Source organism: Pectobacterium carotovorum, assembly GCF_900129615.1.
In the GTDB taxonomy this organism is placed as follows: domain Bacteria; phylum Pseudomonadota; class Gammaproteobacteria; order Enterobacterales; family Enterobacteriaceae; genus Pectobacterium; species Pectobacterium carotovorum.
Window position 1 is genome coordinate 226,448 of record NZ_FQWI01000001.1, and the last position, 25,936, is coordinate 252,383.

A 25,936-nucleotide genomic window follows, 5' to 3' on the forward strand; every position below is an offset into this window, starting at 1 on the left:
TTTTATTAAGTCTCTGACGCGGTTATTTCTCAAACTTAACTTGATTATCGTTATTGCTCCATTGCCATAATCAAAGCGTTCCCTTTATACTAAAACCATTGTTCTATTTTTTTTAAAACAAAAAAACCTGAGTAGGGTAACCACAAAAATGGCTAGTGCAGATTTAGATAAACAACCCGATTCCGTGTCGTCCGTTTTAAAGGTTTTTGGTATTTTACAGGCATTAGGTGAAGAGAGAGAAATTGGTATTACCGAGCTTTCTCAGCGCGTCATGATGTCCAAGAGTACCGTTTACCGCTTCTTGCAGACGATGAAATCCCTGGGCTATGTTGCGCAGGAAGGTGAATCAGAGAAATATTCGCTGACGCTCAAGTTGTTTGAACTTGGGGCAAAAGCATTGCAGAACGTAGATTTAATCCGCAGTGCGGATATACAGATGCGTGAGTTGTCTGCACTAACGCGGGAAACGATCCACCTTGGCGCGTTGGATGAAGACGGCATCGTTTATATCCACAAGATTGATTCGATGTATAACCTGCGTATGTATTCACGTATTGGCCGCCGCAATCCGTTGCACAGTACCGCAATTGGTAAAGTGCTGTTGGCATGGCGCGATCGTAGCGAAGTGGAAGAGGTTCTGTCGACCGTCGAATTTACTCGCAGTACGCCACACACGCTGTGTTCTGCTGAAGCGCTTCTCAACCAATTGGATGTCGTGCGTGAGCAAGGCTACGGAGAAGACAACGAAGAGCAAGAAGAAGGGCTGCGTTGTATCGCCGTGCCGGTATTCGATCGCTTTGGCGTGGTGATTGCGGGCCTCAGTATTTCTTTCCCAACGATTCGTTTTTCAGAAGAAAACAAACACGAATATGTCGCAACGCTGCACACCGCAGCCAGAAATATCTCTGAGCAAATGGGCTACCACGATTACCCTTTCTGATATTCCCTATCAATGCCTGAGCCTGTCCTTGCCGACAGGCTTTTTTTATTTTTGCACCAATATGATAGCGATGCGCATCAACACGATGTGGATAACGGATAGGGTTGGGTATCGAACTTGGCTATGCCACGGTGGTAAGATAGCCCACAGGTACCTGTCATAAGTGGTTATAAGTGGAGTCGTTGTGAACATATTAGAAGTGGTTTTTGTCTTGCTGATTGTGCTGCTGGCCGCGCTGGTCTGGTTTTTTGTTAATCGGGCGAGTGTCAGAGCGAATGAGCAAGTGAAATTGCTGCAGGAAATCGTAGAGCAGCAACGCCAGCAGTTAGCGTTATTGAAAAAATTGCTGCCCCAGAATGCAGAGAAAAGTGAGCCTGAAGCGCTTGCCGCTGAGCGCGATCGTGATGATGTGGAGTTAACGTTTAAAAGCGTCATCCCGGAACGTTAATGGCTCAATCACTGTGTAACGCGTAAAACACCTATCCCTTTGCCTGCTTACGTCATTCTTCATGCTGATGGCGTGAGCGGGCATTGTTATAAAATGAAGAAGGCTTTACAGGAAGCACAAAAACAACATGGCAAATGCTCAAAACAACATAGCAACTGATCAACAGGAATTGGTTTTAAAACGAGGGTTAAAGAACCGACATATTCAACTGATTGCGCTGGGTGGCGCGATTGGTACCGGATTGTTTTTAGGGATATCGCAGACTATCCAAATGGCAGGGCCGTCCGTTTTATTGGGTTATGCGATTGCTGGAATGATTGCGTTTCTGATTATGCGACAGCTGGGTGAGATGGTGGTGGAAGAGCCGGTAGCGGGTTCGTTTAGCCATTTTGCCTATAAGTATTGGGGCGATTTTGCGGGCTTTCTGGCTGGCTGGAACTACTGGGCGATGTTTATTCTGGTCGGAATGGCTGAGCTGACGGCCGTGGGGATTTATATCCAATACTGGTGGCCTGAAACGCCAACCTGGCTGTCCGCCGCAATATTCTTCGTGCTGATCAACCTTATCAATCTGGTCAATGTGCGGATGTTTGGGGAAACAGAATTCTGGTTTGCCCTCATCAAAGTCCTTGCCATCGTTGGGATGATTGTCTTCGGCAGTTGGTTGCTGCTGAGTGGCAATGGCGGTGAAACGGCGACGGTGCGTAACTTATGGATCCACGGTGGATTCATGCCGAATGGCGCAAGCGGATTGATCATGGCGATGGCTGTGATCATGTTTTCATTCGGCGGTCTGGAATTGGTGGGGATTACCGCTGCCGAAGCGGCCGATCCGAAACGTTCTATTCCGCAGGCGACCAATCAGGTGGTCTATCGCATCCTGATTTTCTATATCGGTGCGCTGTCTATTTTGTTATCACTTTATCCGTGGGGAAAGGTTGTCGATGGTGGGAGCCCGTTTGTCCTGATTTTCCAGGCGCTGAATAGCAATATAGTGGCAAACGTCCTTAACATCGTGGTACTCACGGCGGCATTATCGGTCTACAACAGCGGCGTATACTGCAATAGCCGGATGCTGTACGGTTTGGCAAAACAGGGAAATGCGCCAAAATCTCTTGCGAAGGTCAATGCGCGCGGTGTCCCTGTCCGTTCTATCGTGCTGTCCGCATTAGCGACATCGTTCGGTGTAGCGATCAACTACCTGATACCAGGCAAAGCCTTTGAGCTGTTGATGGCGCTGGTGGTATCGACGCTGGTGATTAACTGGATCATGATCTGCTTTGCGCACCTGCGTTTTCGTCAGGCGATGATAGAGAAGGGGATTGTCCCTGCGTTTAAAGCCTTCTGGTATCCGTGGGGCAACTACCTGTGTCTGGCGTTTTTGGCGGGGATTCTGGTGATTATGCTGTTGTCTCCGGGGATTCGTATTTCAGTCATCTTAATTCCGTTCTGGATTGCCGTTATTTGGTTTGGCTTCCGATTCTCCCGCAAAAATAATGCAGCGCTGAAGTCGGTGCAGACACCGTAAACACCCCGTGGCCTGTTCATCACGATGCAAAGATGAACAGGCTACCCATCCAGCTTTAACACGCAAGTTATAAGGTGTATTATTGCCCCGACGTTATCCATGTCACGCTAATGCGCTCCTTTAGTGTTCGCATCATGTGTATATATTTCACAGAGTAAAGAGAAATAGCATGGTTAACACTTTTGATTTTCAATTGATATACGATTTTTTGCATGTGAGCTTTCGTGTGGCTCACCACTGTAAATAAGGGAATTATAATGCCAGTTATCACCCTTCCTGATGGAAGTCAGCGTCATTACGACCACGCCGTTTCTCCCCTCGATGTTGCACTTGATATTGGTCCCGGCCTGGCAAAAGCCTGTATCGCTGGACGTGTCAATGGCGAGCTGGTTGACGCTAGCGATAAGATCGATACTGATGCGCAGTTAGCCATCATCACTGCCAAAGATGAAGCCGGTCTGGAAATTATTCGCCACTCCTGTGCGCACCTGCTGGGCCATGCGATTAAGCAACTGTGGCCAGATACCAAAATGGCGATTGGTCCAGTTATCGATAACGGTTTTTACTATGACGTTGATATCGACCGTACCCTGACTCAGGAAGATATTGAGCTGCTCGAAAAGCGTATGCACGAGCTTGCTGACACCGACTATGACGTCATTAAGAAAAAAGTCAGCTGGCAGGAAGCACGCGATGCGTTCGCTGCACGCGGTGAGACCTACAAAATTGCGATTCTGGATGAGAACATCAGTCGTGACGATCGTCCAGGTCTGTATCACCATGAAGAATACATCGATATGTGCCGTGGTCCGCACGTACCGAATATGCGTTTCTGCCATCATTTCAAATTGCAGAAAACATCCGGTGCTTACTGGCGTGGCGACAGCAAAAACAAAATGCTGCAACGCATCTACGGCACCGCATGGGCGGATAAAAAGCAACTGGCTGCTTACCTGCAACGTCTTGAAGAAGCGTCTAAGCGCGACCACCGCAAGATCGGCAAACAGCTTGACCTGTACCATATGCAGGAAGAAGCGCCGGGTATGGTGTTCTGGCACAACGACGGCTGGACGATCTTCCGCGAGCTGGAAGCATTTGTCCGCATGAAGCTGAAGTCGTACCAGTATCAGGAAGTAAAAGGTCCATTCATGATGGACCGTGTGATGTGGGAAAAAACCGGTCACTGGGAAAACTACAAAGAAGCGATGTTCACGACGTCATCAGAAAACCGTGAATACTGCATCAAGCCAATGAACTGCCCAGGTCATGTACAGATTTTCAATCAGGGATTGAAATCATACCGCGATCTGCCGCTGCGTATGGCTGAGTTCGGTAGCTGTCACCGTAATGAACCGTCAGGCTCTCTGCATGGCTTAATGCGCGTGCGTGGCTTCACTCAGGACGATGCACACATCTTCTGTACGGAAGAGCAGGTTCGTGATGAAGTGAACAGCTGCATCAAGATGGTGTATGACATGTACAGCACCTTCGGTTTTGAAAAAATCGTGGTGAAACTGTCTACGCGTCCTGAAAAACGTATTGGTAGCGATGAGATGTGGGATCGCGCTGAAGCCGACTTGGCCGCTGCGTTGACTGAAAACAACATCGAATTCGCCTATCAGCCGGGTGAAGGGGCGTTCTACGGCCCAAAAATTGAATTTACCCTGCATGACTGTTTGGATCGTGCGTGGCAGTGTGGTACGGTGCAACTCGACTTTTCATTACCGGGCCGTCTGAACGCGTCTTACGTTGGCGAAAGCAACGAGCGTCAGGTGCCGGTTATGATTCACCGGGCTATTTTGGGATCAATGGAGCGTTTCATCGGTATTCTGACCGAAGAATTCGCCGGTTTCTTCCCAACCTGGTTAGCCCCGGTTCAAGCGGTGATTATAAATATCACCGATAGCCAGTCTGATTATGTCAACGAATTGACCCGAAAACTGCAAGAAGCGGGCATTCGTGTAAAAGCAGACTTGAGAAATGAGAAGATAGGCTTTAAAATCCGCGAACACACTTTACGCCGGGTTCCCTACATGCTGGTTTGTGGCGACAAAGAGGTCGAGACAGGAAAAGTTGCTGTCCGCACTCGTCGTGGTAAAGACCTTGGGAGCATGGATGTCAGTGAAGTCATCAGTAAGCTGCAGCAAGAGATTCGCAGCCGTAGTCTTCATCAATTGGAGGTATAGGTATTAAAGGCGGAAAACGAGTTCAACCGGCGCGTCCTAATCGCATCAACAGAGAGATTCGCGCACATGAGGTACGCCTGTCAGGCGTCGAAGGCGAACAGCTGGGCATCGTAAGTCTAAATGAAGCATTAGAAAAAGCCGAAGAAGCAGGTGTTGATTTAGTTGAAATCAGTCCGAACGCCGAGCCGCCGGTTTGCCGAATTATGGATTACGGCAAGTTCCTTTATGAGAAGAGTAAGGCCACAAAGGAACAGAAGAAAAAACAAAAAGTTATTCAGGTCAAGGAAATCAAATTCCGACCTGGTACCGATGATGGCGACTATCAGGTCAAACTACGCAACCTGATTCGCTTTCTTGAAGATGGTGACAAAGCCAAAATCACACTGCGTTTCCGCGGTCGTGAAATGGCGCACCAACAGATTGGTATCGAAGTGCTTAACCGCGTTCGTGACGATCTGAGTGAACTGGCAGTTGTCGAATCCTTCCCATCGAAGATCGAAGGCCGTCAGATGATCATGGTGCTAGCACCGAAGAAGAAACAGTAAGGCATTCAAGTAGCAAGACCGTACAACCTTTGTGTTGTACGGCTTTGTTCGCCTTACCTGATTCGTTTTATTAACAATGCGAAGTGGAAATAACAATGCCAAAGATTAAAACAGTACGTGGCGCCGCTAAACGCTTTAAAAAAACCGCAAGCGGTGGTTTTAAGCGTAAGCATGCTAACCTGCGTCATATTCTGACCAAAAAGTCAACTAAGCGTAAACGTCACCTGCGTCCAAAAGGTCTGGTCTCCAAAGGGGATCTGGGTCTTGTTATCGCATGTCTGCCGTACGCATAAGTAACCTTTTTTTAATTCAGAATAAGACTTTAGGAGAGAGCATATGGCTCGCGTAAAACGTGGTGTAGTTGCCCGTGCACGTCACAAGAAAATATTGAAACAAGCGAAAGGTTACTACGGTGCCCGTTCGCGTGTTTATCGTGTTGCCTTCCAGGCAGTAATCAAAGCTGGTCAATACGCTTACCGCGACCGTCGTCAACGTAAACGTCAATTCCGCCAGCTGTGGATTGCACGTATCAATGCGGCAGCTCGTCAAAACGGCTTGTCTTACAGCAAATTCATCAACGGCCTGAAAAAAGCCTCTGTTGAAATTGACCGTAAGATTCTGGCTGATATCGCAGTATTCGATAAGTTAGCGTTCAGCGCGCTGGTCGAAAAAGCGAAAGCAGCACTGGCGTAAGTCAGTTGAGAGAGGGAGCTTTGGCTCCCTCTTTTCGTCGAGCTCTACACGTTTAGTTTTTATTATTTATAAGACAAAGGTAACGCAAGTATGAACGCTGCTATTTTCCGTTTCTTTTTTTACTTTAGCGCCTGAATTCAGGGGGCTTTGCGCGTAAGAAAAGAAACGAAAAGTAGCGCTTAAGCCTCCCCATAGGGAGGCTTTTTTGTTTACAATAATCGGTTTTTACTCTTGTTTTTAGTAACATTTATCGTTTTGAGTAAAACGACATTCTTCAATCATGACCGTTGGCCACATAGGCAGAAAAAGAGGAACACAATGCCACATCTCGCAGAGCTGGTTGCCAAAGCCAGAACAGCTATAGAAGAGGCTCAGGATGTTACCGCACTGGAAAATGTGCGTGTCGAATATCTGGGCAAAAAAGGTCACTTAACCCTTCAGATGACCTCGCTGCGCGAGTTGCCGGCTGAAGAACGCCCTGCGGCTGGTGCTGTCATTAACCAGGCTAAGCAAGACGTTCAGGACGCGCTGAATGCCCGTAAGCACATGCTGGAATCCGCTGAGTTAAATGCGCGTCTGGCACAAGAAACCATCGACGTTTCCCTGCCGGGCCGCACCATTGAAAATGGTGGCTTGCATCCGGTGACCCGTACCATAGATCGCATCGAAACCTTTTTCGGCGAGCTGGGTTTTTCAGTCGTAACCGGGCCAGAAATCGAGGACGACTATCACAACTTTGATGCGCTGAATATTCCAGGGCATCACCCTGCGCGGGCTGACCACGACACGTTCTGGTTTGATGCTACACGTCTGCTGCGTACACAGACTTCAGGCGTTCAGATTCGTACCATGGAAAAGCAGCAACCGCCTATCCGTATCATCGCGCCGGGCCGTGTTTATCGTAACGATTACGATCAGACCCACACGCCGATGTTCCATCAGATGGAAGGGTTGATCGTCGATAAAGACATCAGCTTCACCAACCTGAAAGGCACGTTGCATGATTTCCTGCGTAATTTCTTTGAGGAAGATTTGCAGGTTCGCTTCCGTCCGTCTTATTTCCCGTTTACCGAACCGTCTGCTGAAGTGGATGTGATGGGTAAAAACGGTAAATGGCTGGAAGTCCTGGGCTGCGGCATGGTGCACCCGAATGTCCTGCGTAATGTTGGTATCGACCCAGAAGTGTATTCCGGCTTCGCGTTCGGTATGGGCATGGAGCGTCTGACGATGCTGCGCTATGGCGTGACCGATCTACGTGCATTCTTCGAAAACGATCTGCGTTTCCTCAAACAGTTTAAGTAAGGCGGGTATACATCATGAAATTCAGTGAACTCTGGTTACGCGAGTGGGTAAACCCGGCAGTTGACAGTGAAACGCTATCTGAACAGATCACGATGGCAGGGTTGGAAGTGGATGGCGTTGAGCCTGTTGCTGGCGCATTCCACGGTGTGGTTGTCGGTGAAGTCGTCGAATGTGGGCAACACCCGAACGCAGACAAACTGCGTGTGACGAAAGTCAATGTAGGCGGTGAGCGCCTGCTGGATATCGTCTGTGGCGCGCCGAACTGCCGCCAGGGTCTGAAAGTGGCCGTGGCGACGGTCGGTGCTGTGCTGCCGGGCGATTTCAAAATTAAAGCCGCCAAACTGCGTGGCGAGCCGTCTGAAGGCATGCTGTGCTCATTTTCCGAGTTGGGCATTTCCGACGATCACGATGGCATCATCGAGCTGCCAGTCGATGCGCCGATTGGCACGGATATTCGTGAGTACCTTAAGCTGGATGACAACGCGATTGAAATCAGCGTGACGCCAAACCGTGCTGATTGCCTAGGCATTATCGGTGTGGCGCGTGATGTCGCCGTGTTGAATCAACTGACGTTGAATGAACCGACTATTGAGCCCGTTACCGCAACGATTCAGGATACTTTCCCGATTCAGGTCGATGCGCCGCAGGCATGCCCACGTTACTTAGGCCGTGTGGTGAAAGGCATCAATGTTAAGGCGGCAACGCCGCTGTGGATGCGTGAAAAACTGCGCCGCTGTGGTATTCGTTCTATCGATCCGGTGGTGGACGTGACTAACTACGTTCTGCTGGAGCTCGGCCAGCCGATGCACGCGTTCGATCTTGACCGTCTCAATGGCGGCATTATCGTGCGTATGGCGAAAGAGGGCGAAACCCTGACGCTGCTGGATGGTAACGAAGCGAAGCTGAACGCAGATACGCTGGTTATCGCTGACCAACAGAGTGCGTTGGCGATGGGCGGTATCTTTGGTGGCGAGCATTCTGGCGTCAATGAAGAGACACAAAACGTTCTACTGGAATGCGCTTACTTCAATCCTCTGTCGATTACTGGACGCGCACGTCGTCACGGTTTGCACACCGATGCGTCTCACCGCTACGAGCGTGGTGTCGATCCGGCGTTACAACACAAAGCTATTGAACGTGCGACTCGTCTGCTGATCGATATCTGTGGTGGTGAAGCGGGGCCAGTCGTTGATGTGACCAGCGAAGCAGATTTGCCGACGCGCGCAACGATTACGCTGCGCCGTGAGAAGCTGGATCGTCTGATTGGCCATGTGATTGCCGATGAGCAGGTGAGCGATATTCTGCAACGTCTGGGCTGTAACGTCGCGAAAACCGATGCAGGTTGGCAGGCGACGGCACCAAGCTGGCGCTTCGACATGGAAATTGAAGAAGATCTGGTTGAAGAAGTCGCGCGTATTTACGGCTACAACAACATTCCGAATATTCCGACTCAAGCTCCGTTGATTATGACCTCGCATCGCGAAGCGTCACTGTCATTGAAGCGCGTGAAGACATTATTAGTCGATCACGGCTACCAGGAAGCAATTACTTACAGTTTTGTTGACCCGAAAATTCAGGGACTCATCCACCCTAATGAAGCGTCTCTGAGCCTGCCGAGCCCGATTTCCGCAGAGATGTCAGTGATGCGTTTATCGCTGTGGAGTGGCTTGCTGAGCGCTGCGGTGTATAACCAAAACCGTCAACAAAGCCGCCTGCGCCTGTTTGAAAGCGGTCTGCGTTTTGTACCGGACACCAGTGCTGACCTGGGTATTCGTCAGGATCTGATGCTGGCGGGTGTGATTACTGGCACGCGTTATGAAGAGCATTGGGATCTGGTGCGTCAGGCCGTTGACTTCTATGATTTAAAAGGTGATTTGGAAGCGGTACTGGCATTGACGGGCAAGTTGTCTGAAGTTGAGTTCAAGGCCGAAAATAATCCGGCATTGCATCCAGGACAAAGTGCTGCTATTTATCTGTGCGGAGAACGCATTGGATTTATTGGCGTTATTCACCCAGAACTGGAGCGCAAGTTGGATCTTAACGGGCGCACCGTGGTGTTCGAATTGTTGTGGGATAAGGTCGCAGACCGCGTATTGCCTGAGGCGAACGAGATTTCCCGCTTCCCGGCGAACCGTCGCGATATCGCCGTTGTGGTCGCTGAAAATGTCCCTGCGGGCGATATTTTGGCCGAGTGTAAGAAAGTTGGCGCAAATCAGTTAGTTGGCGTAAACTTATTCGACGTGTACCGAGGGAAGGGCGTAGCGGAAGGTTATAAGAGTCTGGCTATCAGTCTGACCCTGCAAGATACCACGCGTACACTGGCAGAAGAGGAAATTGCCGCTACCGTTGCAGAATGCGTAGCAGCATTAAAACAGCGATTCCAAGCATCCTTGAGGGATTGAACCTATGGCGCTTACTAAAGCTGAAATGTCAGAATACCTGTTTGAGAAGCTCGGGCTGAGCAAACGGGATGCCAAAGAGCTAGTCGAGCTGTTTTTTGAAGAAGTTCGTCGCGCTTTGGAAAATGGCGAGCAGGTCAAGTTGTCAGGTTTTGGCAATTTTGATTTGCGAGACAAGAACCAACGTCCGGGACGTAACCCAAAAACTGGCGAAGATATTCCGATTACGGCGCGCCGTGTGGTCACGTTCCGTCCGGGGCAAAAGCTAAAAAGCAGGGTAGAGAACGCCTCTCCCAAAGAGTAACAGAGTCACCCAAAAAGGCCGCGCAAGCGGCCTTTTCCTATCTTATTCGTCTTCACATTATCTATTTCAACGTCGCGTCGGTATCCGCTGGTGCCGTATGCTGCGAGGCTAAACGGGTTGCTCGTCCATTTGGCGTTTTTGGCGCGGTCTCTTTTTTCGGATAATCAGGTACTGGCCGATGATCGTCAATTAAATGGCGTATTGCCAGAATCGGGTGGCGTAACAACATCCGTGGCCCCGACCAGCGCATAATCGATTTTATCGCCTCACGTCTGGCGGGTTGATAGCAGTGAATGGGGCAATGCTTACACGCGGGTTTATCTTCACCGAACTGGCAGCGTTCCAGACGTTTGATGGCGTAATTGAATAAGTCTTTATACTGCGCGTTATCGTCGGTTTCAGGATGATGCTTTTCATACAGCTCGATCATCAATCCGACGGTACGAATCTCCCGCTGTCGGTATTTTCCCAGGGGGTTTCTCGCCATGTGCGTCATGTCCTGATGAAATCATAATAGATGTATTTTAAATGCAATTTATTACAAGGGAAACCTCTGAAGTCACATCTATGTGGTAAAGCGGAGAGAAAAAGGCGAGGAGAACCCTCGCCGAGGGAGATAGCAATCAGGCCTGACCGAACTGCGCCTGATGTAATCTGGCATAGATGCCACTTTGATCCAACAGTACCTGATGGCTGCCTTGCTCAATGATGCTGCCGTTATCCACCACCACAATGCGTCCAGCATTCTGTATGGTTGCCAGCCTGTGGGCGATGACCAACGTGGTACGTCCTGCGGAAAGCTCGCTGAGCGATTGCTGTATCGCCTGCTCTGTCGCGGTATCCAACGCAGATGTCGCTTCGTCCAGAATCAAGATCGGCGGGTTTTTCAGGAAAATTCGCGCGATAGATAAACGCTGCTTTTGCCCGCCTGAGAGCTTAACGCCGCGCTCGCCGACCACAGTATCCAGCCCGTCAGGCAGATTTTCGATCAGCTCATCTAACCGTGCACGGCGTGCGGCTTCCAAGATTTCTTCATCGCTGGCATCAAGCTTGCCGTAGGCGATGTTTTCCCGAATGGTGCCGCCGAACAGGAAGACATCCTGCTGTACGATGCCGATTTGGCTGCGTAGCGACGCCTGTGTCATCTGGCGGATATCCATGCCGTCAATAGTGATGGCTCCGCTGGTTAAATCGTAGAAGCGGGGAAGCAGGGAACAGAGCGTGGTTTTGCCCGCACCGGATGGGCCAACAAACGCCACGGTTTCCCCTGCGCGAATCGATAGGTCGATATTGCGCAGAATCGGACGATCGGCAGAATAACCAAAGCTCACCTGATTAAAGCGGATATCGCCTTTCAGCGGCCCGGCATCATGCGCATCGGGCGCGTCGGCAATCTCAGGAACGGTGTCGATCAGTTGAGTAAAGCGTTTGAATCCCGCAATCCCTTTGGGATAGCTCTCCAGCACCGAGGTAATTTTGGCGACCGGACGAAAGAACACTTCAATCAGCAACAGGAAGCCGATAAAACCGCCGTAGCTGAGTTCGCCCTGAATGACATACCAAATACCGGCCAGCATCACGATAAGCTGTATCAGGCGTGTGCTGAGGTAACTGAGTGTCATGCTGGCGGTCATGATGCGATAGGCCTGCAACTTGGTACGACGGTAGTTTTCGTTGTCGTGAGAGAACAGCTTCTTCTCATGGTCTTCATTGGCAAAGGCTTTAACGACACGAATACCACCCACGCTCTCTTCAATTCGGGCGTTGAAGTTGCCCACCTGACCGAAAAGCTGGCGCCAGGTCTCCGTCATACGCGCGCCGTAACGGCTGACGAGATACGTCATGAACGGCACGATAATAATCGTCAGCAGCGCCAGATTCAGGTGAACCGTCGCCATCAGGATGAACGCACCAATAAACGTCATGATTGCGAGGAAGAGGTCTTCCGGGCCGTGATGGGCAATTTCCCCGACTTCTTCCAGATCTTTGGTGACGTGGGTGATGATATGGCCGGTCTTCATATTGTCGTAGTAACGGAACGGCAAATTTTGCAGATGCTCAAATGCCTGCCGCCGCATATCGGTTTCAATACCTACGCCTAGCGCATGTCCCCAATAGTTGACGATGGCCATCAGCGCGGTATTCAGAAGATATACCGCCAATAGCGCCACCGACGCTAACAGGATCAGCGACCAGTCCTGAGCGGGTAATAGTTTATCAATGAACGCTTTAATCGCCATTGGAAACCCTAATTCAAGCAGGCCAGCGATAATGGCACAGCCGAAATCGAGGACGAACAACCCTTTGTAAGGGGAATAGTAGGAAAAGAAACGCCTTAACATGTGTGACTATTTTTTAGGTAACGAAATGTGGGGATGACTATAACAGGTTAGCGTGAAGAATGTGACCGCGAGCAGATTAGGGGCTTTGTTGGTCAGGAAATCCAGACGAAAACCGTGGGAACGGTTGGGGATCAACTTGTCGGCGTACGCGTCGCATACCAGCAGAGCAGTGAACCTGCCGTGACCATTGCGACGCCTTGCCAGAATGAAATGGCGGGCGTGATATTGAGCCAGAGCGCAGCCAATAGTGTGGAAAGCACGGGCGTGAAATAAGAGGCGGTTGCCAGTAAAGTCAGATTGCCATGCTGAATACCAGCATTCCAGGCGGAATAGGCCAAGGCGGTTGATGCGCCCATAAAGATCAGTTGCAGCGAACTCGGCAAGGTTAATGAAATCGCACTTTCGCCACTGAAGGAATACTGCGTCCAGAGTATGAGGGCGGTGATGAGAAAGAACAGCGAGACGCCGCTTTTTCCCTGCCCATAACGCTTAGTGATATTGCAGTAGAGCGCCCAGGTTAAGGCCGCAGAAAATGCCAGGCTGTAGGCCAGTGGGTTAGCAAGAACGTTGTTCCACAGCAGTTCTGGTGTCCAGTCGCTTTCTCCTTTCATAATCCACACGATGCCGCCCAGCGCGAGCGCGAGACCGGGCCAGAGCAGGAAACGGCTTTTCTGCTGATTGATAAAAAGAGAAAAAAGAATGGTCAAACTGGGCCACAAATAGTTAATCATCCCTATTTCTATCGCCTGCATGCGGCTATCTGCCAGCCCGATGGACAGCGACAGGAATATCTCGTAGCAGACAAACATCGCACCGCCTGCGAATAAATAGATTCTGGGCAGCGTTTTAATGCGGGGAAGACCATAAAAGGCCAAGAGACATAGCGTGCTGGTGGAATAAATCATCGCGGCGCCGCCGATGGGGCCGAGCGCTTCTGTCAGACTACGAATAAGTCCGACGGATGTGCTCCATAAAACGATCGCCAGTAAGCCCGTGAGCGTGGCGCGCTGTGGCGTCATATTCATACCCGGTTATGAAGTCTGTGCAGAAGAAACCAAAAACAAACCAGACGCCGTTATCTGCGTCCGGTTTGCTCATCACGATGATTTATCGCCAGAAATCATCAAAAACGGTAATTGGCGGACGACGCTTGTGTTCAGTTTTGCGATACCAGTTTTCGATAATGGCCGCATCGTTGGCCTCGATCTGCTTACCTTCCAGATAGTCGTCGATCTTTTCATAGGTGACGCCCAATGCGACTTCATCCGGGAGGGACGGACGGTCTTCTTCCAGATCGGCGGTGGGGGCTTTGGTATAAAGATGAGAAGGGCAGCCCAGTTCGCGTAGCAGCGCTTTGCCCTGTCGCTTGTTCAGTCGGAAAATCGGGTTGATATCGGTACCGCCATCACCGTATTTGGTGAAAAAGCCCGTTACCGCCTCTGCCGCATGATCGGTGCCGACGACAAGCCCGGCATTCATGCCTGCGATGCTGTACTGCGCTTTCATACGTTCTCTGGCTTTCTCGTTGCCTTTAACAAAATCGGAAAGCTCTACGCCAATGGCACGTAAGGTGGCTTCACTGGCCTCGATAGCAGGCTTGATGTTGACGGTTAATACGCGGTCTGGTTGGATAAAAGCGATGGCGTCCTGACAATCGGCTTCATCCGCCTGCACGCCGTAAGGCAGGCGCACGGCGATGAACTGATAGCGAGAATTTCCGGTTTCATTGCGTAATTCCGTGATAGCCGTCTGGCACAGTTTGCCGGTCAACGTCGAATCCTGACCTCCGCTGATACCCAAAACTAACGACGTAACGAACGGGTGAGCGTTCAGATAATTCTTTAAAAAATCAACGCTAACACGGATTTCCTGTGCTGGTTCGATGCTGCTTTTCACTCCCAACGCAGTGATAATGTCGTTTTGTAATGACATGTCATCCCCTCCTGAACTTATTGATACTGCAAAAGATTTATTACGATTACCTGAGTGTAAAACGAATTGGCGTGAAGAAAAAGAACAAGCTGTCAGGTAGTCATTTTCCCTATAGATAACCCGTTTTTGACTATCGGCGAATATGTTACATCCCTGCGTTATGATTTGAAAAAGTGGTCGCCGCCGACTAGCCTTAGGGTGACCCATTAATAATGAGGTGATGAGATGAAGAATAACAGATTACTGGTATGTATTGCGGCAGCTGGTGCTGTCATGCTGGCGGGATGTTCGGCTTATAACAAGGCAGAAAGCTATGTGAATGAGCCTGTGGTGAAAGATGTGAAAGTGGGAATGACGAAGCAGCAGGTTCATCAACTTGCAGGTAGCGGAGTGGAAAAAAGACTGGTGAATGCCAAAGGCACCTGTAGCGATTATCTGCTGAAGAACCGTGATGGTACTGCGCAGAACTATTTTGTGAGTTACGGCGAGACTGGTCATGTTCTCAATAAAGGCTTCCAGAGCTGCCAGGCTTACGATACTAACCCGCAGCGCTAGCTAGCCCGATGGCACGATATCGTTGTTAGATTCGCGTCATAAAGAAAACGCCGACAGCATCAGCCGTCGGCGTTTTCTTTTGTGCAGCAAGCGTGACTTAGCGGTGCGTCAACTCAGCGTCATCCTGAGCGTTGAAAACCGTTTTGTCCGTCTGCTTCATCAACTGGCTGGTGACGGTACCTGCCGTCATGGATCCGCTGACGTTAAGCGCGGTACGGCCCATATCGATAAGCGGCTCAATGGAGATGAGCAGCGCGACAAGCGTCACTGGCAGCCCCATTGCGGGCAGAACGATTAATGCGGCAAAGGTGGCACCTCCGCCCACACCGGCTACGCCAGCAGAACTGATGGTGACGATACCGACCAGCGTTGCGATCCAGACTGGATCCAGCGGGTTGATGCCAACCGTTGGTGCGACCATCACGGCCAGCATCGCTGGATAAAGCCCGGCACAGCCGTTCTGACCGATTGTCGTGCCGAAAGACGCCGCAAAGCTGGCGATAGATTGTGGTACGCCAATGCGGCGCGTTTGCGCCTCAATGCTGAGTGGAATGGTCGCTGCGCTGGAACGGCTGGTAAATGCGAACGTCAGTACCGGCCAGATTTTGCGATAAAAACGTGCCGGATTAATGCCTGTGAAAGACAGAATCAGTGCATGAACGCCGAACATAATCGCCAGCCCCAGATAGGAGGCGACAACGAAGCTGCCTAACTTGAGGATGTCTTGCAGGTTAGAACTGGCGACCATCTTGGTCATCAGCGCCATGACGCCGTACGGGGTCAACCTCATCACCAGACGAACAAGCTTCATCACCCAGGATTGCAGCGTGTCAATGGCGGTTAAAACGCGTTCGCCTTTGACGGCGTCATCTTTCAACAGCTGTAGCGCCGCGACGCCAAGGAAGGCTGCAAAGACGACGACGCTGATGATAGACGTCGGGTTCGCGCCAGTCAGCTCGGCAAACGGATTTTTAGGAATGAATGACAGGATAAGCTGAGGCACATTAAGGTCAGCGACTTTACCCGCATAGTTGCTTTCGATTGCCGTTAATCGCGCGGTTTCCTGCGCACCTTGCACCAGCCCGGTAGCCGTCAGGCCAAACAGGTTAGTCACAAATACGCCGACCAACGCAGAAATCAGCGTGGTGATCAGTAGAGTGGACAGCGTCAATACGCTGATTTTCCCTAATGACGAGGCGTTATGCAATTTGGCAACGGAATTGAGGATGGAGATAAAGACCAGCGGCATGACGATCATCTGCAACAGCTGCACATAGCCATTACCGACGATGTTAAACCAGGAAATGGACTGCTTAACAACCGGATTGTCGCCACCATAAATCAGATGCAGTGCCAGACCAAATAGCACCCCGACAACCAAACCCAGCAACACTTTCTTGGCCAGACTCCAGGATGGGTTACGGCTGGCGTAACCTAATCCGAGCAGTAATACGACAAATAGCAGAATATTTATGAGTAGCGGAAAATTCATCCGGCTTTGCTCCCTATCAGTGAGTCGCGTCACGCTGCCCACGATCTCGCGCGATAATGGAGATCGGCGGAGGTAGCGTGATTTTTTGCGATGAAAAATAACAAACGCGCACAGGATAGCAGGTCTTTTGCCATCATGTTACAGGGATATGTCTGACGGTAGGTAACGCTGTTACTTCACGTATTGAAAGAGGTAGGTTTGCGCTGACTGTAAAAAGCGAAATGACTGCTCATAGGTGCAGCAATCCAGATTCTTTTGTGGCTGATACAGCGAAAAGCCGATACAGGCAAGACATAGAAAGCGTTCTAATTGATTGCCCTTTTGGCTGTTTAAAATCGGCAAGCGGAAACGCCAGCGACAGGGCCAGAGCAGAGGGACGCCAGAGGGCGTCAGCATATCTGCGAGAATGTGGCTCAGATAACCGACGATCATGGCATGGTAGGCATCGGCTGGAATCGGCCAGTCTGGCGGCAGACGCGTCTGAATAAAGAAAATACCGGCGGCGATGGCAAGAAGGCTGTGCGTAAACCCGCGATGGCCAAAGAGGCGGGCAATTGGCGAAGACAGCCACTTCAGGCGCTGCCCGAGGACGGATTTAGGGTGATCGATATCGGGCAGCAGCGCGGTAAGGAGTGCACCGGGAATAATGTGCCACCAGTCTCCGGTAGCCAGCGCTGGCGATAGCTCAACTTTTTTAGCCAGAATCGCGCAGGCAACAGAAAACAGCAGGTGTCCTTCCGCAGTCATGAAACTTCTCAAATAAAACTGTTATTTTATACAGTATAAGAGATTATCCCTGCCTGCGGAAGCGGTGACGGCGTAACGATTTATTTCGGCTGTTCGTTACTTACCGGTAAAACACGCAGCCAGTTGTCCAGCAACTGAGGCCAGGCTGCCGTAGGAAGTCCTTTGGTACCGCGCAGGCCGAAACCGTGTTTCCCTTTCTCAAACAGATGCATTTCGACGGGAATCTGTTTTTCCCGCAGCGCGCTGAACATCACCAGACTGTTATCAACCGACACTGACGGGTCGTCAACGGCATGCACCAGAAATGTGGGCGGCGTCTGAGCGGTAACCTGCTTCTCTGGAGAATAACGCAGCACCTGCGCCTCCGTCGGTTGCTCACCGATTAACTGTTTGCGCGAACCTGCGTGTGCAATGTCCGCCTGCATCGAAATAACGGGGTACATCAGCACCATGAAATCAGGGCGTGCGCTTACGTTATCAATGGCATCCGTCGCGGGGTAAACGGACTGGGCGAATCGGGTTCCAAGGCTGGCAGCAACATGACCACCGGCGGAGAATCCCATAATGCCGATGCGCTGTGGATTAATGTGCCACTTATCGGCGTTGGCTCTCAGGGTTCTGATGGCTCGCTGGGCATCGGCTAACGGGGCGTCAGCACCTTCTTTATGACCTTCACCGGGCATGCGATAAGTCATCACGAAAAGGGTATAGCCATGTTGATTAAAGAACGGTGCCAGATCGCTGCCTTCTTTATCCAACACGACGCGCTGGTAAGAACCGCCAGGCGTAATGAGCAAAGCCATGCCATTGGGCTTCTCTGCCGGATAAACGGTAATTTCGGGACTGCGAATCCCAGTTGCAGCCCGATCGGGAAGAGAGGGATCCTTGCTACGCTCGACCACTTGCGGCTGCGCCGTTGAAGAAGAGGCACCTGGCGCTTCGCCATGTGGCCAGACAGGAAAAACAGGTTGGGCGTAACTTAATCCATTTACAGACATCATAATGGCCCCGACAAGCAGAGAACGAACAATCATGATAGATCACCTGACAAAGGGAAGAAGGGGGGAAATCGTTGGGCGATGGTAAAAAAATAGGGTAGCCATCACATCGGAGAAAAAATGACTACCCTGAACCGCAAACTTTAATAAAGAAATAACATTCATACACGAAGAGGGTAAATCAGACACAGCAATTCCAACAGCTAAAACGCATGTAGCTAAATCGCATTTAACGACACCACATGTAACAACGAAACTAACCTGCTAACCTACGACGGACATCATAATAAAGGGATGCTAATGATAAATCTGAGTGAATCAATTAACAATAACATCCCTTTTGCCAACTAATAACGCTTATTTAAATAATAAAGCTGTTATTAGAAGCTGTATTGCACACCAACACGGTAACGAGTTTGACGCTCGTCGGTGTTTTTATCACCGACAACGTTACCGACAGCCATATAAGGTTTCCAGTTTTTATCTAACTTATAAGCCAGTTTGACATCATGTTCGATTTTCCAGTTTTCTTTGTCTGCTTGAAAACCACTCGGTCCTGCTTTGTTAGCTTTTTTGTAGTCCAGCTCGTAATCAATCTGGTAATCTTTCAGGAATTTATAGCTAACAACTGCAGTCAGGTTGTAACCAGTTTCTTGAGTATAGTTGCTGGCACCTGTTTTATTCGTATTTCCGCTTTTTCTTAAATAGTAAGGACGGTAGCGGAGAGAGGTTGACAGATCGTCAGTAATATTCACTTTACCGCGCAGATAAGGGCGGTAGTTGTTGGAGTCAGAGCTTGAATCTAAAGAGAAACCTGGCTCCAGAGAAAAGGTTTTGTTGAAGTTGTACACATAGCTGGCAACCACTTCAGTACCGTTGCTGACGGTTTCATTAAATGGTTTATTTGGTGTGTTATCTGAACCAGACTGCTTCCATTTAGCTTCAGCAGATAAACCGAAACCATTGGCGAAACGGTGAGACATTGAAAGACGATCTTTATGGTCGTTTTTGACAGTGTCTTGCATTTCATGACGATAATCGATCGTTACAGCCATTGCATTCACACTAATTAATGACGTAACAGCCAGAGCTAGTAATTTAAATTTCATTGTTATATTCCCTATTGGTTAGGATATCTCTAATAAAAAACACGCATTATGCTTTTTGGGACAAGTTCTATTTTATTTATTATTAAACTACGTTCTGTGATCGAGATCGGCTTGGGTAACAAAAAGTAAAATGGGGTTTCAAATTGTGAGGGAGATCGAATTGAATATAGCGGTTGTTTTAATTTAAATGAAAAATCCCTGCCGTCAGTGCGGCAGGGATGAATTACAGTCTAAATGAGGTACGACATTACTTCATTGCACGTTTCAGAATACGTTCTGATTGACGCTGGAAGTATTTCGCTGCGTCTTCCACAGATTTCTGACCGTAATCGATAGACTGGATGGTATCACCAAACAGAGAAACGATTTGCGGGTCGTCGAAATAAGGGGAAACGGCAACGTCATGTGGCAGAGCCAGCGCCAGTTTCAACCCGGCAACGGCTGGTGCATCATCTTTGATGACGCCATCCGCAGTCAGCTGAGCCACAGCGGCTTTACTCAACGGCACACCACGTTCCAGACCCAGAGCCTGAGCACCTTCTTTACTGTTCAGCAGGAAGTTGATCAACTGAGCAGATTCTTTAGGATGCTTGGTTGACTTACCGATAGACAGCATCTGTGCAGGTTTGAAGAACAAGCCGGCATCTTTCGCACCAGGCAGCATTGGGTAGTTACCCAATGCCAGTTTTGCTGGTGGTTGCAGGTTGTCAGAGTACTTGGTAATGGTGGAGTTCCACATGTAAGTACCAGACCACTCACCGTTGATCCATGGCTTCATCTCATACATGTTGCTCTTACCGAAAGAGGCATAGTATTTCGCATCAGGCATGACATGGCTGTCGATCAATTTCTTATACATGCCAAAGAATTCAACCCATTGCGCATCGGTGTAGGCGAATTTCTGACCTTTTACATCAATAGCTGGAATGTTGTATTTCTGAACCATGTAAGAGTTCAGCAGTGCCAGAGAATCCTGGTGTTCCAACACGATAGGGTAGTATTGGTCGCCCAGTTTTTCTTTGAACACTTTACCGGCGTTCAGCAGCTCGTCCCACGTTTTCGGATATTCCAGTCCCGCTTTTTGCCAGCTTTCGGTGTTGAAGTAGAACACGCGAGCAGTAACGGAAATTGGAATACCGTTCAGTTTCCCTTCGACCGTGGTGCTTTGCAGCTCTTTCGGATCGAACTGTGTCAGATCCAGGGTATCTTTCACTTTGTTCAGGTCATAAAAACCCGTACCGTTTTTAGAGAAAATCGGCAGCCAGTTCCAGTTAGTCTGCATCACATCTGGCTCGGTGTTACCGGCAATCTGTGTAGTCAGACGAGACAGGTGACCATCCCATCCGGTGTATTCCGCTTTCACCGTGATGTTCGGATGCTGTTTGTGGAACTCTTCAATGGCTTTGAGCGTCTGTTGGTGACGGCTGTTGCCGCCCCACCAGGACATTCTCAATTCAACATTATCAGCGGCGAAAGAAGGCATTGCCACTAATGACGCCAGAGATGAAGCTATTAACGTGTGTAGGATCGCTTTTTTCATCGGTTACTACTCCTGTTAAAGAGAGATATTTTTTTCTGTTTTTGCATCAAAAATATGGCATTTTTCCATGTCGAACTGGAAATACACCGGACGATGCAGTCCCTTCTCGATAATCAGCCGACCTTCGTCATAAGGAATGCGGCTGGTTAATTCAAAGCCATCGACTTTAATGTACATAAAGAATTCGTGCCCCATGTTTTCTACGCGAACCAACTCACCCTGTGAGTGGCTGCCTTCAAATGGCGTATCTGACACGGAAACATAGTCTGGGCGAACGCCGAAGAATACGTCTTGTCCGATATAGCTGCGCACTTTATCTTGTTTTTCAGCATTTAACACCAGCGCGTTATTACCCACCACAACGCCAATCTGACCGTCTTTCTCGACCAGTTTGCACGGCTTAATGTTCATTTCTGGTGAGCCAATGAAGCCAGCCACGAACATGTTGACAGGGAAGTGGTACAGGTTATCCGGCGTATCAACCTGCATGATGTGACCGAGTTTCATCACGCAGATACGGTCACCCATGGTCATTGCTTCAGTCTGATCGTGGGTAACATATACGCTTGTCGCCGCTTTACCGCTTTTCTTCAACTGCTTATGCAGGTCGGAAATACGGATACGCATGGAAGCACGCAGTTTGGCATCCAGGTTTGACAACGGTTCGTCAAACAGGAACACATCTGGTTTTTTAACGATGGCGCGGCCTACGGCCACACGCTGAGCCTGACCACCAGACAGCTGGCGCGGCAGACGATCCATCAGTTCTTCCAGCTCCAGAATTTTGGCCGCTTCTGCTACCTGCGCTTCGATTTGCTCTTTAGGAATTTTGCTCAGTTTCAGACCAAACGCCAGGTTCTCTTTTACCGTCATGTGAGGGTAGAGGGCATAGTTCTGGAACACCATCGCAATCCCACGCTCTTTTGGCGCCAGATTGTTAACAACGCGATCACCGATGCGAACTTCACCGCCGCTAATGGTTTCCAGACCTGCCAGCATGCGCAGCGTGGTGGATTTCGCACAGCCAGACGGGCCGACGATAACCATGAATTCGCCGTCTTTAATCGTCAGGTCGATGCCATGAACGGCTTTGAAACCGTTGGAGTATACTTTTTCCAGTTTATTGAAAATAACTTCAGCCATGATAAATCCTCTATTAACCTTTAATTCCGCTGCTGGTCACGCCTTGTACGAAGTAGCGCTGTGCCAGGAAGAAAACAATGATGGATGGCAGAATGGAGATGCTGGACATGGCCAGGATTTCATTCCACGGAGCGCCTTCAGTAACGTCGATAGACATTTTCAGCGCCAGCGCAATCGGATATTTATCCACGCTATAAACATAAATCAGCGGACCGATGAAGTCGTTCATTGACCACATGAACTGGAACAGCGCAACAGAGATGATGGCTGGTTTCAAAATCGGCACGACCACATACCACAGTACCTGGAAGGAATTACAGCCATCGATCTGGGCGGCTTCTTCCATATCACGTGGTACACCACGCAGGAACTGGATCAGCATGAACACAAAGAACCCTTGTGTTGCAAACGCGACCGGCAAGTACAGTGGCAGATAGCTGTTCAGCATGCCCATTTCACGAAACATGAGGTACTGCGGAATCAGCAACACGGTGCTTGGCAGCAGCATGGTGGCAATCAGCGTAGCAAACCAGAAGTTCTTCCACGGAATGTCAAAGCGAGCGAAGCCATAAGCCACAATCACCGAGGAGATGACGGTCAGAACCACTTTCGGAATCACATACTGGAAAGTGTTAATCATGTAGTGACCGAAATTGTATTCCGTACCGGTTTTCCAACCGTTAACGAAACCGTCCCAGGTGGCGTGAGCAGGCCACAGACCCAACGTAGTGAAAATCTCGTGGTTAGGTTTGAACGATGCTGAGAACATCCACGCCAGTGGATAAAGCATCAGTAAACCAACGAACAGCAGTATCACGTAACGGATAGCGGCACTGAGTTTTTCTTTACGCAGCGTGCGGCGTACTTCTGCAGCAGCAACTTCTTGTGCTGTAGTCAGGTTTGAATGCATGTCAGCCATTTTTTCCTCCTTTATCAGCGGAGTAGAACACCCAGTATTTCGACGACTTAAAGGAGATAGACGCAAATACCGCAACAACCAGGAACAGAACCCATGCTAAGGCAGCACCATAACCCATATCGAAATACTTGAACGCCGTATCATAGATATAGAGCGAGAACAGGTAGGTGTAGTGCGTTGGACCGCCGCCAGTAATGACGTAAGGTGCCGTAAACTCCTGGAATGCCTGAGTGGTCTGCATGATAAAGTTAAAGAAAATAACTGGCGTAATCAGCGGTACCGTTACTTTCAGGAACATTTGCCATTTGGATGCACCGTCGATCATTGCCGCTTCATACTGAGATTGCGGAACGTTCTGCAATGCAGCCAGGAAGATAACCATCGCGGAACCGAACTGCCATACGCGCAACAGTGTTACCGACATCAGTGCCAGCGACGGCTCGCCCAGCCAGTTGATGGCGTCAAAGCCAAACACGCCGAGGAAGCTGTTTAACAAGCCATCGATAGCGAACAGTGCACGCCACAGAACGGCAATTGCCACGCTACTGCCCAGAATAGAAGGCACATAGTAAGCAGTACGGAAGAAACCGATACCACGTAATTTGAAATTAAGTACAAACGCAATTAACAATGCGAAGATTAATTTCAATGGAATGGTCAGAAATACATAGGCAAAGGTGACGCCCATGGATTTCCAAAAGAGATCATCTTCCAGGAACATACGGTGATAGTTTTCTAGCCCCGTAAATTCAGGCGGATTGATCAAATCATACTCAGTAAAACTGAGGATAAATGACGAAACAAAGGGGAAAGCGGTAAAAACTATCAGCCCTATAATATAGGGGGAGATATAGGCTAACCCCAGCATTCTGTTTTCATTCATAATGCTTACCTATTGATTAATTGTGAACCATTAAAAAAAACATAAAATTAAGCTGTTAATAACTCTGGATAAATTAATTCCACGTCATAAACAATTCTATTTTCCCCATTAACGTGAAAATCCCCGTGAACATATCCACCTTGTGTCAGATACTGCGGGATGTCGTTTAATTTGTTGCGACAAGCGGCAACGAAAGTCAGTAAAGCCAGCGGATAGGTATCATCCAGACGAACATAACGATGCTGTGCGGAGCGAACGAACAAACCACGATGGAAATGTTGTTCAAACAGAACGCCAGCCAACTGCGCGGCGTAATGTGCCCAGGATTCTGATTGTTTGTGATCGGCCAGTTCGATAACGGTCAATAAAAGTACCGGGCTGGCGATGTGCTGAATCTCTTCTTTGTTCAGCCGCGTCAGCATGGTGTTAACCAGTGCATACAGGTCCTCATCGCCGCTCAGACGATAAGCACGAACCAGCGGTAATAAATAATCACCTTCTAATGCAAACGGTTTTAATTCCGTACCCGCTTTACCATAATAGCCATCGCGTTTAAAACGGTAGCCCGTCATGTCCTGGCCGTTGTTCCACATCGGGCGCAGTGTATTGCTGGTGACATCGTAGGCGTACTGATAGTAATTTTTTAACCCTGAAATAACCCAATCCAGCATTTCTGCATCAGGCTGCGTGCGGAGAATATCCAACATTGCCAGTGGGTTATCAATCAGCAGTGGGCGCATATCACGGAACAGCACATTGGCTTCACGCGCGATTTCACCGAACTCTGGGCCAAACTGGCGTTGAGCACGATCGCCAAACCAGGATTGCGTCTGGTTATCGTCTTCCGGCACCGGCTGACGCTGCTGTGGTGAACTGAACTGATACACCGGCATACCGGTTTCTGGGTTGCGAGCCAAAACGTATTGGCGATAAAGATGCTTACCCCAGGCCGCGGCGTGACTATCGCCCGTATATTCTGCGTATTTGAACGCGGCATAAATCAGGTCTGTGCCTGCATTAACAAAAGTCAGCCCCTTCGTTAATGGCAAAACAGGCCACTGTGCCGGATCGACGACATCATGGCGGGCATGCAGGAAAACATTCGGATCGCGTTTTTTGCTGTAATCACCATGACGACCCAGATCCAGTGACTCCCAGTCTTCAACGTGTGCGTTCCAGAAACCCTGAAAGAAATTCAGCGTCTTTTCCGCATTAACACGGTGCAACAACGCGTAATAGGGTAGGTGGTGCTTTAATTCATGCACCTGAGCTTTGGATTCTGGCCCTTCGCCTGCCAGCGTATCCAAGTTAATAAAGCGGTGACCGCCCCAGAAGAACAGGCCGCTATTGTCATCAACGAAATGATCCAGGAAATATTCGCTTTGTGCGATAGCGTGTTGCTGGTAACTCTCATTACCCGTAACGACGCTCATGGCGCATAGCGTTCTTAGCCAATTTTGCTGGCTGGCAAAATTAGAAATAGGTGCGCTATGTCCATCTGGGAATTGCCACATCGCAGGTGCATAATTTTCCACATCAAAACCGTCAGCCAATAATAACGTCGGCTGACTTTGGCTGCGGCCTTTATCCTGAACGCAGGCAATGTGGCTATCGAGTGCTGCAACCCATTCGTCGAGCTGCGACTTCCTGCTGGTGTATAAGTTTTCAAAAATACTCATGGAGTACCTTCTTATGGAACCGTGTGAACAGTTCCTTATAAATAGAAACACTGTTTTGATTGATTATATTGCGCTATTAACCTTGTCGTCATGCACGCAATATCGAAAGTGTGATCAAAGTCGGAACGTTGTTTTGATTTTTTTTTAAGAAAGGATTTTGGCAGGAGAAAGAATCATGAAAAGCGAAATAACAACTTGAAAAACAAATAAAAAGCACAACCGGAATTGTGCTTTTTATCGTAGGTTGGCGAA

Annotated in this window: 24 protein-coding genes, 1 pseudogene and 1 other annotated feature; of the genes and pseudogenes, 12 read left to right on the forward strand and 13 right to left on the reverse strand. The window is 49.3% G+C overall.

The features are described from left to right. Positions 1-148: 148 nt before the first annotated feature. From kdgR to ihfA, 11 genes are all read left to right on the forward strand, one after another. The gene (kdgR, locus tag BUB06_RS00980) at positions 149-940 is read left to right on the forward strand and encodes a DNA-binding transcriptional regulator KdgR (protein ID WP_010297863.1); all 792 of its coding nucleotides are present in this window, start codon (positions 149-151) and stop codon (positions 938-940) included. A 184-nt stretch (positions 941-1,124) separates the two neighbouring features. Beyond that, positions 1,125-1,388 carry a YebO family protein gene (locus BUB06_RS00985; protein WP_010275709.1) on the forward strand — a complete coding sequence of 88 codons (264 nt, stop codon included), beginning with the start codon at positions 1,125-1,127 and terminating at the stop codon, positions 1,386-1,388. A 127-nt stretch (positions 1,389-1,515) separates the two neighbouring features. Next, positions 1,516-2,916 carry an amino acid permease gene (locus BUB06_RS00990; protein WP_039472906.1) on the forward strand — a complete coding sequence of 467 codons (1,401 nt, stop codon included), beginning with the start codon at positions 1,516-1,518 and terminating at the stop codon, positions 2,914-2,916. Positions 2,917-3,173: 257 nt separating this feature from the next. Further along, positions 3,174-5,102, forward strand: a complete 1,929-nt coding sequence (thrS, locus tag BUB06_RS00995; protein ID WP_010297851.1) for a threonine--tRNA ligase — start codon at positions 3,174-3,176, stop codon at positions 5,100-5,102. 2 nt (positions 5,103-5,104) lie between these two features. Continuing rightward, positions 5,105-5,647, forward strand: coding sequence for a translation initiation factor IF-3 (gene infC / locus BUB06_RS01000; protein ID WP_071822580.1), 543 nt, complete (start codon positions 5,105-5,107; stop codon positions 5,645-5,647). Positions 5,648-5,742: 95 nt separating this feature from the next. After that, positions 5,743-5,940 (forward strand): 50S ribosomal protein L35, encoded by a 198-nt coding sequence (gene rpmI / locus BUB06_RS01005; RefSeq protein ID WP_010275699.1) that lies wholly within the window; start codon positions 5,743-5,745, stop codon positions 5,938-5,940. Between the two features lie 43 nt (positions 5,941-5,983). Continuing rightward, positions 5,984-6,340 carry a 50S ribosomal protein L20 gene (gene rplT, locus BUB06_RS01010; protein WP_005968887.1) on the forward strand — a complete coding sequence of 119 codons (357 nt, stop codon included), beginning with the start codon at positions 5,984-5,986 and terminating at the stop codon, positions 6,338-6,340. An 85-nt stretch (positions 6,341-6,425) separates the two neighbouring features. After that, positions 6,426-6,550 (forward strand) — a sequence feature (Phe leader region). Beyond that, positions 6,431-6,475 (forward strand): pheST operon leader peptide PheM, encoded by a 45-nt coding sequence (pheM, locus tag BUB06_RS21840; protein ID WP_106120997.1) that lies wholly within the window; start codon positions 6,431-6,433, stop codon positions 6,473-6,475. It overlaps the preceding feature by 45 nt. Positions 6,551-6,658: 108 nt before the next feature. Continuing rightward, a complete protein-coding gene (pheS, locus tag BUB06_RS01015) occupies positions 6,659-7,642 on the forward strand; it encodes a phenylalanine--tRNA ligase subunit alpha (protein ID WP_010275686.1) in 984 nt (327 codons plus the stop codon). A gap of 14 nt (positions 7,643-7,656) precedes the next feature. Beyond that, entirely contained in the window at positions 7,657-10,044 is a 2,388-nt protein-coding gene (pheT, locus tag BUB06_RS01020) for a phenylalanine--tRNA ligase subunit beta (protein WP_039472912.1), read from the forward strand. Between the two features lie 4 nt (positions 10,045-10,048). Then, entirely contained in the window at positions 10,049-10,345 is a 297-nt protein-coding gene (gene ihfA / locus BUB06_RS01025; RefSeq protein ID WP_009112984.1) for an integration host factor subunit alpha, read from the forward strand. Between the two features lie 61 nt (positions 10,346-10,406). Here the strand turns inward: ihfA and BUB06_RS01030 are convergent, their stop codons facing one another. The 4 genes from BUB06_RS01030 to nadE form a co-directional block, all read right to left on the reverse strand. Next, positions 10,407-10,832: a nitrous oxide-stimulated promoter family protein gene (locus BUB06_RS01030; protein WP_072013011.1), complete on the reverse strand. Its 426-nt coding sequence runs from the start codon at positions 10,830-10,832 to the stop codon at positions 10,407-10,409. Between the two features lie 136 nt (positions 10,833-10,968). Then, a complete protein-coding gene (locus BUB06_RS01035; protein WP_039472915.1) occupies positions 10,969-12,687 on the reverse strand; it encodes an ABC transporter ATP-binding protein in 1,719 nt (572 codons plus the stop codon). Positions 12,688-12,818: 131 nt separating this feature from the next. Then, positions 12,819-13,706 carry an aromatic amino acid DMT transporter YddG gene (gene yddG / locus BUB06_RS01040; protein ID WP_039472917.1) on the reverse strand — a complete coding sequence of 296 codons (888 nt, stop codon included), beginning with the start codon at positions 13,704-13,706 and terminating at the stop codon, positions 12,819-12,821. 88 nt (positions 13,707-13,794) lie between these two features. Next, positions 13,795-14,619 (reverse strand): ammonia-dependent NAD(+) synthetase, encoded by an 825-nt coding sequence (nadE, locus tag BUB06_RS01045; RefSeq protein ID WP_010297831.1) that lies wholly within the window; start codon positions 14,617-14,619, stop codon positions 13,795-13,797. Positions 14,620-14,844: 225 nt separating this feature from the next. On the opposite strand from nadE, the gene osmE reads away from it, so the two are divergent. Then, positions 14,845-15,174, forward strand: coding sequence for an osmotically-inducible lipoprotein OsmE (osmE, locus tag BUB06_RS01050; RefSeq protein WP_010297828.1), 330 nt, complete (start codon positions 14,845-14,847; stop codon positions 15,172-15,174). Between the two features lie 97 nt (positions 15,175-15,271). On the opposite strand, the gene BUB06_RS01055 is transcribed toward osmE, so the two are convergent. From BUB06_RS01055 to pelW, 9 genes and pseudogenes are all read right to left on the reverse strand, one after another. Further along, entirely contained in the window at positions 15,272-16,666 is a 1,395-nt protein-coding gene (locus BUB06_RS01055) for an L-cystine transporter (RefSeq protein ID WP_039472919.1), read from the reverse strand. A 240-nt stretch (positions 16,667-16,906) separates the two neighbouring features. Next, positions 16,907-17,413: pseudogene (locus BUB06_RS01060) on the reverse strand (metal-dependent hydrolase); the annotation flags it as partial. An 80-nt stretch (positions 17,414-17,493) separates the two neighbouring features. Further along, positions 17,494-18,447, reverse strand: a complete 954-nt coding sequence (paeX, locus tag BUB06_RS01065) for a pectin acetylesterase PaeX (RefSeq protein ID WP_039472923.1) — start codon at positions 18,445-18,447, stop codon at positions 17,494-17,496. Positions 18,448-18,791: 344 nt separating this feature from the next. Beyond that, the gene (locus BUB06_RS01070; protein ID WP_039472925.1) at positions 18,792-19,520 is read right to left on the reverse strand and encodes an oligogalacturonate-specific porin KdgM family protein; all 729 of its coding nucleotides are present in this window, start codon (positions 19,518-19,520) and stop codon (positions 18,792-18,794) included. A gap of 247 nt (positions 19,521-19,767) precedes the next feature. Beyond that, entirely contained in the window at positions 19,768-21,060 is a 1,293-nt protein-coding gene (locus tag BUB06_RS01075) for an ABC transporter substrate-binding protein (protein WP_010299972.1), read from the reverse strand. Between the two features lie 15 nt (positions 21,061-21,075). Continuing rightward, positions 21,076-22,203 carry an ABC transporter ATP-binding protein gene (locus BUB06_RS01080; protein WP_039472928.1) on the reverse strand — a complete coding sequence of 376 codons (1,128 nt, stop codon included), beginning with the start codon at positions 22,201-22,203 and terminating at the stop codon, positions 21,076-21,078. Between the two features lie 13 nt (positions 22,204-22,216). Beyond that, positions 22,217-23,122, reverse strand: a complete 906-nt coding sequence (locus tag BUB06_RS01085; RefSeq protein ID WP_010299968.1) for a carbohydrate ABC transporter permease — start codon at positions 23,120-23,122, stop codon at positions 22,217-22,219. Then, complete coding sequence (locus tag BUB06_RS01090) at positions 23,115-24,005, reverse strand: carbohydrate ABC transporter permease (protein ID WP_005968854.1); 891 nt, start codon at positions 24,003-24,005, stop codon at positions 23,115-23,117. Before BUB06_RS01090 ends, BUB06_RS01085 begins: the two co-directional genes overlap by 8 nt. Before the next feature lie 47 nt (positions 24,006-24,052). Beyond that, the gene (gene pelW / locus BUB06_RS01095; protein WP_039472931.1) at positions 24,053-25,684 is read right to left on the reverse strand and encodes a pectate disaccharide-lyase PelW; all 1,632 of its coding nucleotides are present in this window, start codon (positions 25,682-25,684) and stop codon (positions 24,053-24,055) included. Positions 25,685-25,936: the final 252 nt, after the last annotated feature.

Coding starts and splice junctions, on each gene's coding strand:
- kdgR (WP_010297863.1), top strand. CDS start 149: ATGGCTAGTGCAGATTTAGATAAACAACCCGATTCCGTGTCGTCCGTT.
- BUB06_RS00990 (WP_039472906.1), top strand. CDS start 1,516: ATGGCAAATGCTCAAAACAACATAGCAACTGATCAACAGGAATTGGTT.
- thrS (WP_010297851.1), top strand. CDS start 3,174: ATGCCAGTTATCACCCTTCCTGATGGAAGTCAGCGTCATTACGACCAC.
- rpmI (WP_010275699.1), top strand. CDS start 5,743: ATGCCAAAGATTAAAACAGTACGTGGCGCCGCTAAACGCTTTAAAAAA.
- rplT (WP_005968887.1), top strand. CDS start 5,984: ATGGCTCGCGTAAAACGTGGTGTAGTTGCCCGTGCACGTCACAAGAAA.
- pheS (WP_010275686.1), top strand. CDS start 6,659: ATGCCACATCTCGCAGAGCTGGTTGCCAAAGCCAGAACAGCTATAGAA.
- pheT (WP_039472912.1), top strand. CDS start 7,657: ATGAAATTCAGTGAACTCTGGTTACGCGAGTGGGTAAACCCGGCAGTT.
- ihfA (WP_009112984.1), top strand. CDS start 10,049: ATGGCGCTTACTAAAGCTGAAATGTCAGAATACCTGTTTGAGAAGCTC.
- BUB06_RS01030 (WP_072013011.1), bottom strand. CDS start 10,832: ATGGCGAGAAACCCCCTGGGAAAATACCGACAGCGGGAGATTCGTACC.
- BUB06_RS01035 (WP_039472915.1), bottom strand. CDS start 12,687: ATGTTAAGGCGTTTCTTTTCCTACTATTCCCCTTACAAAGGGTTGTTC.
- yddG (WP_039472917.1), bottom strand. CDS start 13,706: ATGACGCCACAGCGCGCCACGCTCACGGGCTTACTGGCGATCGTTTTA.
- nadE (WP_010297831.1), bottom strand. CDS start 14,619: ATGTCATTACAAAACGACATTATCACTGCGTTGGGAGTGAAAAGCAGC.
- osmE (WP_010297828.1), top strand. CDS start 14,845: ATGAAGAATAACAGATTACTGGTATGTATTGCGGCAGCTGGTGCTGTC.
- BUB06_RS01055 (WP_039472919.1), bottom strand. CDS start 16,666: ATGAATTTTCCGCTACTCATAAATATTCTGCTATTTGTCGTATTACTG.
- paeX (WP_039472923.1), bottom strand. CDS start 18,447: ATGATTGTTCGTTCTCTGCTTGTCGGGGCCATTATGATGTCTGTAAAT.
- BUB06_RS01070 (WP_039472925.1), bottom strand. CDS start 19,520: ATGAAATTTAAATTACTAGCTCTGGCTGTTACGTCATTAATTAGTGTG.
- BUB06_RS01075 (WP_010299972.1), bottom strand. CDS start 21,060: ATGAAAAAAGCGATCCTACACACGTTAATAGCTTCATCTCTGGCGTCA.
- BUB06_RS01080 (WP_039472928.1), bottom strand. CDS start 22,203: ATGGCTGAAGTTATTTTCAATAAACTGGAAAAAGTATACTCCAACGGT.
- BUB06_RS01085 (WP_010299968.1), bottom strand. CDS start 23,122: ATGGCTGACATGCATTCAAACCTGACTACAGCACAAGAAGTTGCTGCT.
- BUB06_RS01090 (WP_005968854.1), bottom strand. CDS start 24,005: ATGAATGAAAACAGAATGCTGGGGTTAGCCTATATCTCCCCCTATATT.
- pelW (WP_039472931.1), bottom strand. CDS start 25,684: ATGAGTATTTTTGAAAACTTATACACCAGCAGGAAGTCGCAGCTCGAC.